This is a genomic window from Erwinia aphidicola, assembly GCF_014773485.1.
Classification (GTDB): domain Bacteria; phylum Pseudomonadota; class Gammaproteobacteria; order Enterobacterales; family Enterobacteriaceae; genus Erwinia; species Erwinia aphidicola.
Genome location: NZ_JACXBP010000002.1, coordinates 641,891 through 656,352 on the forward strand (window position 1 = coordinate 641,891; position 14,462 = coordinate 656,352).

General features: G+C 56.6%; 10 protein-coding genes and 2 rRNA genes. 3 read left to right on the forward strand and 9 right to left on the reverse strand.

Going from position 1 to position 14,462, the window contains the following annotated elements; translation table 11 throughout:
• Nucleotides 1-9: 9 nt before the first annotated feature.
• Nucleotides 10-1,068, reverse strand: a complete 1,059-nt coding sequence (locus tag ID864_RS07370) for an ABC transporter substrate-binding protein (RefSeq protein WP_191149631.1) — start codon at nucleotides 1,066-1,068, stop codon at nucleotides 10-12.
• A 203-nt stretch (nucleotides 1,069-1,271) separates the two neighbouring features.
• On the opposite strand from ID864_RS07370, the gene ID864_RS07375 reads away from it, so the two are divergent.
• Nucleotides 1,272-2,000 (forward strand): UTRA domain-containing protein, encoded by a 729-nt coding sequence (locus tag ID864_RS07375; RefSeq protein ID WP_191149632.1) that lies wholly within the window; start codon nucleotides 1,272-1,274, stop codon nucleotides 1,998-2,000.
• A 73-nt stretch (nucleotides 2,001-2,073) separates the two neighbouring features.
• Here ID864_RS07375 and ID864_RS07380 read toward each other — a convergent pair whose 3' ends face one another.
• Together ID864_RS07380 and metH are read right to left on the reverse strand one after the other, a co-directional pair.
• Complete coding sequence (locus ID864_RS07380; RefSeq protein WP_191149633.1) at nucleotides 2,074-2,283, reverse strand: RpnC/YadD family protein; 210 nt, start codon at nucleotides 2,281-2,283, stop codon at nucleotides 2,074-2,076.
• Nucleotides 2,284-2,391: 108 nt separating this feature from the next.
• The gene (metH, locus tag ID864_RS07385; RefSeq protein ID WP_099754962.1) at nucleotides 2,392-6,075 is read right to left on the reverse strand and encodes a methionine synthase; all 3,684 of its coding nucleotides are present in this window, start codon (nucleotides 6,073-6,075) and stop codon (nucleotides 2,392-2,394) included.
• Nucleotides 6,076-6,262: 187 nt separating this feature from the next.
• Between metH and iclR the strand changes: the two genes are divergently transcribed.
• Nucleotides 6,263-7,096 carry a glyoxylate bypass operon transcriptional repressor IclR gene (gene iclR, locus ID864_RS07390; RefSeq protein ID WP_048917605.1) on the forward strand — a complete coding sequence of 278 codons (834 nt, stop codon included), beginning with the start codon at nucleotides 6,263-6,265 and terminating at the stop codon, nucleotides 7,094-7,096.
• A gap of 32 nt (nucleotides 7,097-7,128) precedes the next feature.
• On the opposite strand, the gene aceK is transcribed toward iclR, so the two are convergent.
• The 4 genes from aceK to metA form a co-directional block, all read right to left on the reverse strand.
• Complete coding sequence (aceK, locus tag ID864_RS07395) at nucleotides 7,129-8,862, reverse strand: bifunctional isocitrate dehydrogenase kinase/phosphatase (RefSeq protein WP_191149634.1); 1,734 nt, start codon at nucleotides 8,860-8,862, stop codon at nucleotides 7,129-7,131.
• Between the two features lie 73 nt (nucleotides 8,863-8,935).
• Nucleotides 8,936-10,240 carry an isocitrate lyase gene (gene aceA / locus ID864_RS07400; protein WP_191149635.1) on the reverse strand — a complete coding sequence of 435 codons (1,305 nt, stop codon included), beginning with the start codon at nucleotides 10,238-10,240 and terminating at the stop codon, nucleotides 8,936-8,938.
• A 21-nt stretch (nucleotides 10,241-10,261) separates the two neighbouring features.
• A complete protein-coding gene (aceB, locus tag ID864_RS07405) occupies nucleotides 10,262-11,860 on the reverse strand; it encodes a malate synthase A (RefSeq protein WP_191149636.1) in 1,599 nt (532 codons plus the stop codon).
• Between the two features lie 313 nt (nucleotides 11,861-12,173).
• Nucleotides 12,174-13,103 carry a homoserine O-acetyltransferase MetA gene (metA, locus tag ID864_RS07410; protein WP_048917609.1) on the reverse strand — a complete coding sequence of 310 codons (930 nt, stop codon included), beginning with the start codon at nucleotides 13,101-13,103 and terminating at the stop codon, nucleotides 12,174-12,176.
• Between the two features lie 239 nt (nucleotides 13,104-13,342).
• On the opposite strand from metA, the gene ID864_RS07415 reads away from it, so the two are divergent.
• Nucleotides 13,343-13,927, forward strand: a complete 585-nt coding sequence (locus tag ID864_RS07415; protein WP_191149637.1) for a hypothetical protein — start codon at nucleotides 13,343-13,345, stop codon at nucleotides 13,925-13,927.
• 106 nt (nucleotides 13,928-14,033) lie between these two features.
• Here the strand turns inward: ID864_RS07415 and rrf are convergent.
• A 5S ribosomal RNA gene (rrf, locus tag ID864_RS07420) occupies nucleotides 14,034-14,149 on the reverse strand.
• 209 nt (nucleotides 14,150-14,358) lie between these two features.
• Nucleotides 14,359-14,462, reverse strand: a 23S ribosomal RNA gene (locus tag ID864_RS07425); the annotation flags it as partial.

Consider the following 14,462-nt stretch of genomic DNA (forward strand, 5'->3'; position numbering starts at 1 on the left):
CACGTTGCCTTATTGCTTCATGTTGATGATGACGCTTTCCTGCCACAGTCGCGGCAGCTGTTTTGCCGCTTTATCCCACGCGGCGGTGTCGGCGATAGGATGCGCATTTTTGTATTCCGCATCCGGCAGCATTTTGGCCTGCACGTCCGCTGGCAGTTTCAGGTGTTCTGCGCGAATTGGGCGGGCATAGCCGCGTGCGAGGTTAATCTGCCCGGCGTCGGAGAAGATATATTCACGCGCCAGTTTGGCGGCGTTCGGGTGTTTGGCATATTTGTTGATGATGGTGGTGTAGCCGGAGGTGATAGAGCCATCGGACGGGATCACCACTTCAAAGCGTTTCGGGTCAATCTGGTCGCGGTAGTTCAGACCGTTGAAGTCCCACACCACGGCGACCTGAATCTCCCCCTTCTCGATGTTGGCAATCACCGGATCGGTTACGCCAAGCCGCCCCTCTTTTGCCAGCTCGCTAAAGAAATCCAGCGCGGGTTTCAGGTTCTTCTCGTTGCCGCCCATCGCGTAGCTGGCAGCCAGCACGCCGTTGGCCGCCTGTGCCGCAATGCCGACGTCGCCGATGGTCACCACATATTTGCCTTTCTTCAGGTCGGCCCAGCTGTGGGGGATATCTTTGACCTGGTCTTTATTGATGATAAAGGCGATGGTGCCGGTATAGGCCAGCGCCCAATGGCCATCTTTGTCTTTCGCCCAGTCCGGGATCTGATCCCAGGTGGTGGGTTTGTAGGGCTGCGTCACCCCTTTCTGCACGGCGACCGGCCCGAAAGCCGCACCGACATCGCCGATATCCGCACTCGCGTTATTTTTCTCCGCGGCGAACTTGGCAATCTCCTGAGCGGAGGACATATCCGTATCACTGTGCTTGATACCATATTTGCTGCTGATATCTTCCCAGGTGCCTTTCCAGTTAGCCCAGCTGTCAGGCATGCCAACGCTGTTAACCTGGCCTTCCGCCTGCGCGGCTTTTTCCAGCGCGGCGGTATTGGCAGCCCAGCTGCTGGCCGGTAATGACAGGACGATGGCACTGGCTAATACGGATGCGAACAAAGATTTCATGGTTGATGCTCCGAATAATGGGGGGTGGCCTTCTGGACTAGTCCAGCAAGATGCGAGCCAATCTAGCCTGGTGGGATGAATGTTTTATGACAGCGCCCGTGGGCTGTGGACTAGTCCACCCTCTCCTGCCAGGCTGTGTCCTTAGGCTTGCGCCCCCGGTGGTGCGATTATTGTGCAGTTTCGCACCAAATTGAGGCTTAACGATGACCAAATCATTAACGGTGGATGTAATCAGCCGGACACTGGCGGCGAGGATCCGTCAGGGGGATTATGCCGCCAGTCGGCGTCTGCCTGCCGAACGCGTGCTGAGCGAGCAGTTCGCCACCACGCGCATCACGCTGCGTGAGGCGCTGGGGCAGTTGGAAGCCGAGGGAATGATTTATCGCGAACTGCGGCGCGGCTGGTTTATCGCTCCGCCACGCCTCGCCTACGACCCGCTGCTGCGCAGCCACTTTCACGCGATGGCCGAACGCCAGGGGCGCGTCGCTGCCACCCAGGTGCTGGATGCGCAAAATGTGGCGGTCAGCGCGACGATAGCCACGCGTTTGGAGATGCAGGAGGGGGAAGAGGTGGTGCGCATTCGTCGCCTGCGGCGCATTGATGGCCGGGCGGTGCTGTATGTCGAACACTATCTCAACCCGCGCTATTTTCCTCAGCTGCTGAGCTTTGACCTGACGCGTTCGCTGACCCAGCTGTATCAGGAGGAGTATGGCATCAGCTATGGCCGTGTCGGCTTCACAATGCTGCCCGCCCCGCTGCCAGCCTTCGCCGCCCCGGCGCTGAAAGTCGCCGCCGGCAGTCCGGCACTGTTTATCACCCGCGTTAACCGCGACCAGCACGACCGGATTATCGACTGCGACTGCGAGTACTGGCGTTATGACGCGCTGTATATTGCGGTAGAGGTGAAGCAGGCAGTAAACGAGGTGGGATAACGTCCTGGCCAATCATCGATAAAGCGCGATGAACCGTCAGCGGCGTGAATGACGGTTCATCAGTGAAGGCGGTTCAGTGACTGATTTGAGCCAGGTCGTGGTCAGAGAGGCCGGTCAGCTCTTTGACTAATTGCATCTCCATGCCTTTCAGGATCAGATTACGCGCGACCTCACGCTTTCCTTCCTGCCGTCCAGTCTCAAGACCTTGCTCAAGACCTTTTTTAAGACCTTTTTTAAGACCCTGCTCAAGGCCTTTCTGTTCAAGCTGCTCAGCAATAGTCATCAGTTGGTCCTCATACAGTGGCATTTTCCGCGCCAGATTACGTACGAAAGCTTCAGCGTCCTGAGAGCGCAGAGATCGCGGAGCGGGGGCGTACACCCCCATGAGGGATCAATCCGCGTCATATCCCAGGTTCGGGGCCAGCCAGCGTTCGACTTCGCTGACCGGCATGCCTTTGCGTTTGGCGTAGTCTTCAATCTGGTCACGCTGCAGCTGAGCCACGGCGAAATATTTACTGTCCGGGTGGCTGAAAATCCAGCCAGAGACCGCCGCACCTGGCCACATGGCGAATGACTCGGTGAGCTGCATGCCGGTGTGAGTTTCCACGTCGAGCAGCTGCCAGATGGTGGCTTTCTCGGTGTGCTCCGGACAGGCGGGGTAGCCCGGTGCCGGACGGATGCCCTGATAGTTTTCGCGGATCAGCTCTTCGTTGCTGAGGTTTTCAGTGGCGGCAAAGCCCCAGATGACCTTACGCACCCGCTCATGCAGGTATTCGGCAAAGCCTTCCGCCAGGCGGTCTGCCAGCGCCTTCACCATGATCTTATTGTAGTCGTCATGCTTAGCATCCCAGGCTTCAGCCAGTGCATCCTCTTCCAGCCCGCCGGTCACGGCAAAGGCGCCGAGGTAGTCGGCCTTACCGCTGGACTTTGGTGCGACGAAATCAGCGAGACAGTAGTTAGCAAAGCCCGTCTTTTCTGTCTGTTGGCGTAAGTGATGACTCACTTTCAAAATATGCGAACGCGATTCATCAGTGTAGATTTCAATGTCGTCACCCACGCGGTTAGCCGGGAAAATCCCCACTACGCCGCGCGGATTGAGCGCGCCATCGCGACTGAGCTGGTCGAGCATCGCATTGGCATCGGCGAACAGGCGTTTTGCCTCTTCGCCGACCACCTCATCTTCCAGAATGCGCGGATATTTGCCCGCCAGAGACCAGGTCATAAAGAATGGCGTCCAGTCGATGTAGTTACGCAGCACTTCGATGTTAGCGCTTACTTCGCTTACACCCATCCTGTGTGCTGGCGGGGGTGTATAACTTTGCCAGTCGAAGGTAAAATCATTGTCGCGCGCAGCCTGCAACGTCACCGGCGGCGTGCGCGGCTTCTTACGCGCATGCTGAATACGCACCGTGTCATACTCTTTGCGCGTGCGGGCCACAAAGTCTTCGCGCTGCGTCGCCGACAGCAGCGCCGACACCACGCCCACGGTGCGCGAAGCATTCTGCACGTAGACCGTTGGTCCGCTGTAGTTCTGCTCGATTTTCACCGCCGTGTGCGCTTTTGAGGTGGTCGCGCCGCCAATCAACAGCGGCAGGGTAAAGCCCTGGCGTTCCATCTCTTTTGCCACGTTGACCATCTCATCCAGCGACGGGGTGATCAGCCCGGACAGCCCGATGATATCGGCGTTGTGCTCGCGGGCCGTTTTCAGAATTTTGTCGCTCGGCACCATCACGCCAAGATCGATTATTTCGTAGTTATTACACTGCAACACCACGCCGACGATATTCTTGCCGATGTCGTGTACGTCGCCCTTCACCGTTGCCAGCACGATTTTGCCGTTGGTGCTGCCCTTCGCTTTGCTGGCTTCGATATAGGGTTCAAGGTAAGCCACCGCCTGCTTCATTACGCGGGCAGATTTCACCACCTGCGGCAGGAACATTTTGCCCTCGCCGAACAGGTCGCCGACCACATTCATGCCGGACATCAGCGGCCCTTCAATCACCTCAATCGGGCGAGCGGCCAGCTGACGTGCGGCTTCAGTATCTTCCTCAATAAATTCGGTAATGCCTTTCACCAGCGAATATTCGAGGCGCTTCGCTACTTCCCAACTGCGCCATTCCGCCTGGGGTTTAGTACTGTCATCTTCCGCTTTGCTGCCGCGATATTTCTCGGCGAGGTCGAGCAGGCGCTCGGTGCCGTCGTCGCGGCGGTTCTGAATAACGTCCTCCACCGCTTCACGCAGATCGCCTGGCAAATCGTCATAGATTGCCAGCTGCCCGGCGTTGACGATGCCCATATCCATGCCGTTGCGGATGGCGTGATAGAGGAACACCGCGTGGATCGCCTCGCGCACCGGGTCGTTCCCGCGGAAGGAGAACGACACGTTGGAGACGCCGCCAGAGATCATCGCATGCGGCAGTTCGCGCTTGATATCTTCACAGGCGCCGATAAAGTCCATCGCGTAGTTGTTATGTTCTTCGATCCCGGTGGCAACGGCGAAGATATTTGGGTCAAATATGATATCTTCCGGCGGGAAGCCCACGTCTTCAGTCAGCAGCTGATAAGCGCGGCGGCAAATCTCGATTTTACGCGCGCGGGTGTCTGCCTGGCCAACTTCATCGAAGGCCATCACCACCATCGCCGCGCCGTAGCGCCGCACCAGGCGGGCATGTCGCAGGAACTGATCGACCCCCTCTTTCATCGAGATGGAGTTCACAATCCCTTTGCCCTGAATGCACTGCAGGCCTTTTTCGATCACCTCCCACTTGGAGGAGTCGATCATGATCGGCACGCGGGCGATATCCGGCTCGCCGGCGATCAGGTTAAGGAAACGCACCATCGCCGCTTCGGCGTCGAGCATCCCTTCATCCATATTGATATCGATGATCTGCGCACCGCTCTGCACCTGCTGCAGCGCGACTTCCAGAGCTTCGTTATACTTTTCTTCTTTGATCAGGCGCTTAAACTTCGCCGAACCGGTGACGTTGGTACGCTCGCCGACGTTCACAAACAGGCTTTCCGCGCTGATGGTCAGCGGCTCCAGCCCGGAGAGGCGGCAGGCGACTGGCAATTGCGGCAGCTGGCGCGGGGCGACGCCGTCGATAGCTTGCGCCATCGCCGCAATGTGCTGCGGGGTGGTGCCGCAGCAGCCGCCGACGATATTGAGGAAGCCGGAGCGCGCCCATTCACCAATCTGTTCGGCCATAATGTCAGCATCAAGATCGTACTCGCCGAAGGCGTTCGGCAGCCCTGCATTCGGATGAGCAGTAACATAGCTTTCGGCGATGCGCGACAGCTCGGCCACATACTGGCGCAGTTCATCCGGGCCAAGCGCACAGTTAAGGCCAAACGAGAGCGGCTCGGCGTGGCGCAGCGAGTGATAGAAGGCTTCGGTAGTCTGGCCGGAGAGCGTACGCCCGGAGGCATCGGTGATGGTACCGGAAATCATCAGCGGCAGCTCGATGCCGAGGGCTTCGAACTCCTCTTTGACGGCGAAGATCGCCGCTTTGGCGTTCAGGGTATCGAACACCGTTTCGATCATGATGATATCGCAACCGCCTTCCACCAGCGCACGCGTCGATTCACGGTAGGCTTCCACCAGCTGATTAAAGGTGACGTTTCGAAAGGCTGGGTCGTTAACATCAGGAGAAATGGAGCAGGTACGGTTAGTAGGCCCTAACACACCGGCAACATAGCGCGGGCGATCCGGCGTTTTAGCACACCATTCATCGGCGCAGGCGCGCGCCAGCTTTGCGGCGGCGTAGTTAATTTCTGCTGACAGCGACTCCATATGGTAGTCGGCCATCGCGATGGTGGTGGAGTTGAACGTGTTGGTTTCGAGGATATCCGCGCCTGCAGCCAGATAGCCGTTGTGAATTTCGCTAATTATATCCGGTTGGGTGAGCACCAGCAGGTCGTTGTTGCCCTTGAGATCGCTCGGCCAGTCGGCGAAACGCGCACCGCGATAATCTTCTTCTTCCAGCCTGTAGCTCTGGATCATGGTGCCCATACCGCCATCAAGCAGCATAATGCGTTTTTTCAGCTGCTGATGCAGCGCTTCAATCCGGTTACTCACAGCACTTCCCCTTCCACTTCACTCGCAGGCACCAACGCCAACACGCCATACTGGCACAACTTTTGCGCGGGTAAAAGTTATGCGATATGAGAGTTCTTCAACCGCTAATAAAGCCAGAAAAAGCTGGAAGTATGGCGGGTATGCAACGAAAATGATTTCCATAACCATAACAACTAAGGAGTCAGGTATGGCCACCCCCGTCGCGGCAAAACGCGGAAAGAAACCCCGCGCTGCCGCCGCTGCTCCCGCCGCACCTGCCGGGCAGGTCCAGTCATTAACCCGCGGCCTTAAGCTGCTGGAATTCATTGCTGAATCGCACGGCAGCGTGGCGCTGACCGAACTGGCGCAGCAGGCCGGCTTACCCAACTCCACCACCCATCGTCTGTTGACGACCATGCAGCAGCAGGGATTTGTGCGTCAGGTGGGCGACTTAGGGCTATGGACCATTGGCGCGCACGCGTTTGTAATCGGCAGCAGCTTCTTGCAGAGCCGCAACCTGCTGGCGCTGGTGCATCCGATGTTGCGTTCGCTGATGGAAGAGTCGGGAGAGACGGTGAATCTGGCGGTACTGGACCTCAGCGATCATCAGGCGGTGATTATCGACCAGGTGCAGTGTACCCAGCTGATGCGTATGTCGGCACCGATCGGCGGCAAGCTACCGATGCACGCCTCCGGGGCAGGTAAAGCGTTTCTGGCCAATCTGAACGACAAGCAGGTAACGGAACTGCTGCATCGCAAGGGGCTGCACTATTACACGCCGAAAACCCTGATGTCGCCGCAGAGCCTGAAGGATAATCTCGCGCTGGTGCGCAAAACCGGCTATTCGTTCGACGATGAGGAGCATGCGCTGGGGCTGCGCTGCGTGGCCGCCTGCATTTATGATGAGCACCACGAACCGTTTGCGGCGATCTCCATCTCCGGCCCAATCTCGCGTATTACCGATGACCGCGTGACCGAGCTGGGTGCGCTGGCGATTAAAGCCGCCAAAGAGATCACCCGCGAATATGGCGGTGGGCGCTAACCTCATTTATAGCCAAAATAATGGGAGCGGCATCAAAGGGTATGAAGGGTATAGCGCTGGCAAAAGCGCTGACGCCGACGATAAGCAAACACATCTTCGATATGGCCATTGCGGATGCGCTGCTGCAGCTCGCGCCAGTACCCGGCGCGAAACAGTTCACTGTGCATCTCATCGAACAGCCTGGCGATTGCCGGGTCGGCACACAGATAGTGACGAAACTCCTCCGGGAACACATCCTCCGGCGACACGCTGTACCACGGCTCGTGGCTCAGCTCATCCTCCGGGTAGCGCGGCGGCGGGATGTCGCGAAAATTCACTTCGGTCATGTAACTGATTTCATCGTAGTCATAGAACACCACGCGCCCGTGGCGGGTGATGCCGAAATTTTTATACAGCATATCGCCGGGGAAGATGTTGGCCGCCGCCAGCTGCTTTACCGCGTTGCCGTACTCCTCGATTGCCTCGCGCCGCTGCTGCGGATTAGCCTGCTCCAGCCACATATTGAGCGGCGTCATGCGGCGCTCCATATACAGATGGCTGATGACCAGCTGCTCGCCCTGATAGTGGAGTTTCTCCGGCACCTCGCGCTGCAGCAGTGCCAGCAGCTGTGGGCTAAGCCGCTGCTGCTCGATCGCGAAGTTCTCAAACTCCTGGGTGTCGGCCATTCTGCCCACGCGGTCATGCTCCTTGACCAGCTGGTAGCACGCGCGCACCCGCTCCGGCGTGACCTCTTTCTGCGGCGCAAAGCGGTCTTTGATCACCTTAAATACCCGATCGAAGCCCGGCAGGGTAAATACCAGCATCACCAGGCCCGGTACGCCGGGCGCGATAACAAACTGTTCGCGGGTTTGCGTCATATAGCTGAGGTATTCGCGATAGCTCTCAGTCTTGCCATGCTTCTGGCAGCCAATCGCCATATACAGCTCGGCGGTGGTTTTGCCGGGAAGGATCTCGCGCAGCCATTCGACCAGCGCCGCCGGCAGTGGGGCATAAACCATAAAATAGGAGCGGGCGAAGCCAAACACGATACTCGCCTCACGGTTGCTGGTCAGGCAGGTATCGATAAACAGCTCGCCCTCATCGCTGCGGTGGATTGGCAGCAGAAAGGCGCAGATGCCGCAAGGGGTGCGCAATTTAGCCACCAGCCAGGCCGCTTTGTTGCGATAAAACAGTTCGTTAGCCACCTGTAGCGTTGCCTGCTGTAGCGCCTCCGCACTGAACTGTTCGTGCAGGTGCGCCGTGATAAAGCCGATATCGCGCGCCAGATCCTGCCAGGGCAGGCGCAGCGGCAGGTCGTGCAGCAGACGGCTCAGCAGCGGCGGCCAGCCGGCCGTCGCGCTGAACTCCCTGGCCAGCGGCCGCGGAATGGTACGAAAGCGCCGTTCGGGCTGCGAGCTGAAGATAAATAGCCGCTCCGGCGTCAATGCCTGGTGGCTGAACAGCCGACAGTAGACGGAGTTAAAAAAGCTTTCGGCAATCTCAAAGCGCGGATAGTCCGGCAGCAGATCGGTATAGATCGCCTTCACCCGCTGGAGAAAATCGCGGTCGTCGGCCTGTGAGGCGGTGATGCAGCGCAGCTGTTCCACCACCAGGCCGACGTGATGGTCGTAGAGGTGAATACGCGCTTTCATCGCCTGCTGCACCGCCAGCCAGTCGGCCTGTTCAAAGCGCTGCTGCGCCCCGGCGGTAACCTCAAGAAAGCGACCATACTGCGCGTCAAATCCCTGCAGGATGGTGCGGGCAATCAGGGTTTCGAGTGTGGCCATGGTGTGCCTCCGGCGCTGGATTCAGGAAGGGACGGGCATGCCCGTCCCTGTTGAGAAACCTGAAGCGTTGTGGCTAAAACTGATCTTCTTCCGTCGAACCGGTCAATGCCGTGACGGATGACACCCCACCCTGAATAATGGTGGTGACATGGTCAAAGTAGCCGGTGCCGACCTCCTGCTGATGCGAAGAGAAAGTGTAACCCTGCTTGATAGCGGCAAACTCCGGCTGCTGCACTTTCTCTACGTAGTGGCGCATCCCCTCCCCCTGCGCATACGCCTGCGCGAGGTCGAACATGTTGAACCACATGCTGTGGATCCCTGCCAGGGTGATGAACTGATATTTGTAGCCCATTTCAGACAGTGCCTGCTGGAAGCGGGCGATGGTGTCGTCGTCGAGATTCTTTTTCCAGTTAAATGACGGTGAACAGTTGTATGCCAGCAGCTTGCAGGGGAAGCGGGCGTGTATCGCGTCGGCGAAACGGCGCGCCTGCTCCAGGTCCGGCTTCGAGGTTTCACACCAGATCACGTCGGCATAAGGTGCGTAGGCCAGCCCGCGGCTGATCGCCTGTTCGACTCCGGCATGGGTGCGGAAAAAGCCCTCCGGGGTGCGCTCACCGCTGATAAATGCACGGTCATATTCGTCGCAGTCGGAGGTGATCAGGTCTGCTGCGTCGGCATCGGTACGCGCAATCAGCACCGTTGGCACACCCATCACATCCGCCGCCAGCCGCGCCGCCACCAGTTTCTGAATCGCTTCCTGGGTTGGCACCAGCACTTTGCCACCCATATGTCCGCACTTCTTCACCGAGGCCAGCTGATCCTCAAAATGCACGCCGGCGGCTCCAGCCTGGATCATCGACTTCATCAGTTCAAATGCATTCAGCACGCCGCCAAATCCGGCTTCGGCATCCGCGACAATCGGCAGGAAGTAGTCAACATGGCGCGGGTCGCCCGGCTCAATCTCGCTCGACCACTGGATCTGATCGGCACGCTGGAACGTGTTGTTGATCCGTTCCACCACCGACGGCACCGAGTTGGCCGGGTACAGCGACTGGTCCGGGTACATGCTGGCTGCGAGATTAGCATCGGCCGCGACCTGCCAGCCGGATAAGTAAATAGCCTCAATCCCCGCTTTCGCCTGCTGCAGCGCCTGCCCACCGGTCAGGGCGCCCAGGCTGTTGACGTAACCTTTCTGCGCTCCGCCGTTAAGCAGTTTCCAGAGCCGGTGCGCACCGTTTTCGGCCAGGGTACAGACCGGGTTGACCGAGCCGCGCAGCTTAACCACTTCCGCCGCGCTGTAGGGGCGGGTAATGCCGTCCCAGCGAGCTTCACGCCAGGTTTGTTCTATCTGCTGAATCTGTTGGATACGAGAAGTCATTGTGGTGCTCCTTGTCAGGGTTCAGGGGAGTAAGCGGTAGCCGGGCAGAGTCAGAAACTCCACCAGTTCGGGTTCGGTGGTAATGCGCTCCATCAGCGCGGCGGCTTCGTTAAAGCGCCCGTTGTCATAGCGCGTGTCGCCCAGCTCCTGGCGAATAACCTGCGTCTCTTCAGTCAGCATCTGGCGGAACAGTGCTTCGGTTACCACTTCTCCGCTTTGCAGGGTTTTGCGATGGTGGATCCACTGCCAGATTGAGGTACGCGAGATCTCAGCGGTGGCAGCATCCTCCATCAGACCGTAAATTGGCACGCAGCCGTTGCCGCTAATCCAGGCTTCGATGTACTGCACCGCCACGCGAATATTGGCGCGCATGCCCGCCGCGGTGCGCGCTCCGTCGCAGGGGGCCAGCAGCTGCTCAGCGGTAACGGGGGCATCCTGCACGCGCATTACCTGTAGCTGGTTTGGGCGGTCGCCCAGTACCTGATTGAAAATCTCCATCACGGCGTCGGCCAGGCCTGGATGTGCAATCCAGGTGCCGTCATGCCCATTGCTGGCTTCACGCTGCTTATCAGCCTGCACTTTATCCAGCACCCACTGATTGCGTTCGGCATCTTTGCTGGGGATAAAGGCCGCCATGCCACCCATCGCAAACGCGCCGCGCCGGTGGCAGGTTTTGATCAACAGTCGTGAGTAAGCATCGAGAAACCCCTGATCCATCGTGAGCGACTGGCGATCCGGCAGGACGCGATCCGGGTAGTTCTTCAGCGTTTTGATATAGCTGAAGATGTAATCCCAGCGACCGCAGTTTAGCCCGACGATGTGATCGCGCAGGTGATAGAGGATCTCGTCCATCTGGAATACCGCCGGCAGCGTTTCAATAAGCAGCGTGGCTTTGATGGTACCGCGTGGCAGATCGAAACGATCTTCGGCGTAGCTGAATACGTCACTCCACCAGGCCGCCTCCTGGTAAGACTGGGTTTTTGGCAGGTAGAAATAGGGGCCACTGCCCTTTGCCAGCAGCGTGTCGACGTTGTGAAAGAAGTAGAGCGCGAAATCAAACAGGCTGCCCGGGATCGCCTCATCACGCCAGGTAACGTGTTTTTCCGGCAGGTGCAGACCGCGCACGCGGCAGATCAATACCGCGGGATCGGGCTTCAGCTGGTAGATCTTCCCGGCTTCATTGCGGTAGCTGATAGTGCCGTTTACCGCATCGCGTAGATTGATCTGTCCGGCAATCACCTTCTCCCAGCTGGGCGCCAGCGAATCCTCAAAATCCGCCATAAAGACATTCACGTTGGCGTTGAGCGCATTGATCACCATCTTGCGTTCAACCGGGCCGGTGATCTCTACCCGGCGGTTCTGTAAATCGGCTGGGATACCGCGGATCTTCCACTCTTTATCTTTAATGGAATTAGTTTCCGAAATAAAACCCGGCAGTACTCCGCCATCGATTTTATGCTGCACCCGTTGGCGATCGGCCAGTAGTGCATGACGTCGCGGCGTAAAGCGTGCCACCAGTTCAGCCAGAAAATCGACGGCGGAATCGGTAAGGATCTGTTGTTCTGCCTGACCAAATGCGCGCTGAAAGGTCAGTTCGCTGCTGATTACCTGCTGTGTCATCTTATTCTCCTGTCATCGACCGGTGGTCGGCTGAGAGATCGGGGTGCTGCCGCTGAACAATCTTTAAGCTACAGGATCAAAATATAATCAGTTAAAATTTAAAATCAAAAACTATTTCCATTTTAATTAAAAATTCATCTCAACATGATGATTTAAAGAGAGATTAAAGCTCGCAATAACAGGAAGGTGTTTTCATCGGAAATGTGAGTAAGCTCGGGTGACAGGATTAAGCTTGATGGGGAGGAGTTTACAGCTGTGGAAATGCCAAAGGGTGGATCGAGGATCCACCCTTTGCTTTCTACGTTCAGCGCGACTATTCGAGCGTCGGGTTCATATGGCGCAGGTCGAATGGCGTAATCTGGTAAACGTAGTAGTTGAGCCAGTTGGAGAACAGCAGGTTGCCATGGCTACGCCAGCTGGCACGCGGCGGTAGCTCAGGGTTGTCATGGGGGAAGTAGTTGAATGGTACTTCCGGCTGCAGGCCAGCGTCGTAGTCGCGATGATATTCGCCGGAAAGCGTCAGGGCATCGTACTCGGGGTGGCCGGTGACAAATGCCAGGCGCTTATCCTTGCTGGCAAACAGATAGGCTCCGGTCTGCTCCGATTCCGCGAAGATCTCCAGATCGGTGTAGTCTCGCAGTAGCTGCACCGGGAAATCAGCATAGCGTGAGTGCGGCGCAAGGAAGGTATCGTCAAAGCCCCGCGTGAGCAGCGCATGCGGATGCAGGATCTGGTGCTCAAACACACCTGAAAGCTTGTTTTCCCGCGTCTGCTTGGGAATGCCATACAGAATGTTTAACGCCGCCTGTACCGCCCAACAGACGAACAGTGTGGAAGTGACGTGTTCTTTCGCCCAGTGCAGTACCTGCTGGATCTGCGGCCAGTAAGCCACATCATTAAAGTCGACCAGTCCCAGCGGCGCGCCGGTGACGATCAATCCATCGTAGTTATCATGCTGAATATCTTCGAAATTACAGTAGAAATTATTCAGATGCTCCGAAGGGGTATTACGTGATTCCCGGCTGTCGATGCGCAGCAGCTGCACATCAATTTGCAGGGGAGAGTTGGAGAGCAGGCGCAGAAACTGGTTCTCGGTTTCGATCTTCTTCGGCATCAGATTCAGTACCAGCACTTTTAGCGGGCGGATCATCTGCGTGCTGGCACGCGTGGACGTCATGACAAAGACGTTCTCGTTGCGCAGAAAATTCACGGCTGGTAATTCATCGGGTACCCTGATCGGCATAACCTGCTTCCTCACTACATACGTTTATACGTTTAGACATCCAGACAGCCAAAGATAACGCGCTCTGCCGTGAATGTCGAGTATTCATCGAATAGTTGAAAATGTTTCATCACGCCTGGCTTTGGGGACTAAAAGTGTTGTTCCCGCAGTGTGCGTCAATAATAGCTAAAATAGGGAAGTCGGGAGCTGCCTGGCTTTGTTAGATTGCACATTTCTAAACAGATAATGTGTTCAATGATATGCAAAAAATAAAGGAATATCTCGCGCTGGCGATGATGATGTGCGTGCCATATCTGATTGTAATGGCTGATAATTATATTTTCAAAAATGAGGTTAATAAGCATTCAATAACCGCCATCTCACACTCTGTCTTTCTGATTATTAATATAATCCTGCTGTATAAAATCAAACATAATAACAGAGACCTGTCCGGGGGGATCTTACTGATTATAGGGCTTTTTGCTGCGATGTTTATCCGTGAGAACCGGGAAAATATTCGCGATTTATTTAACGGAGCGCTTCACTGGTCGTGGCTGGCTATCGCAATATCAGTGAGTTATCTGTGGCAGGCGGCTCAGCAAGGCATCAGGAAGACTTTGAGAAATCTTGTCGAGCTGCACCGATTCGGCGATTATAACTACTTGATTTGTGGTCTTATTTTAGTGCTGGTGTGGTCCAGACTGTTTGGCAACCGCTATGTCTGGAAGGGAATTGCGAATATTCATTATAGCGAAGCATTGAAAAATACTGCTGAAGAGCCCACTCAGAGCCTGGGTTATCTCATCATTATGTATGGATTAGTGAAGATCTTACGCAGTAAGTAGGCAGCACGTGTCGATCAACGATTGGCCTTTGGGATCTGGCGTGCTTAACAGCCCTGTAAACGCAAAAAACCCCGGCCTTTCGGTCGGGGTTATTGCTTTATTTGATGCCTGGCAGTTCCCTACTCTCGCATGGGGAGACCCCACACTACCATCGGCGCTACGGCGTTTCACTTCTGAGTTCGGCATGGGGTCAGGTGGGACCACCGCGCTAAAGCCGCCAGGCAAATTCTTTGTGCTCTGTCCTGTGTCTTTTGTGCTGATGCTGCGTTGGCCGCGCTCGTAAAGTCAGTCACATACTTCAGTATGCTCCCTCCTTTCCTTCGCTTGCCGCCTTGCCTCAGCGCAAAATACTTCGGACTTAATTCCGGTAAACAGGCTGAAAATCTCTTTTGCGTCTCTCATAACGCGCACCAGAACGCTTCTGGCGTTGTAAGGTTAAGCCTCACGGGTCATTAGTACCGGTTAGCTCAACGCATCGCTGCGCTTACACACCCGGCCTATCAACGTCGTAGTCTTCAACGTCCCTTCAGGGGTC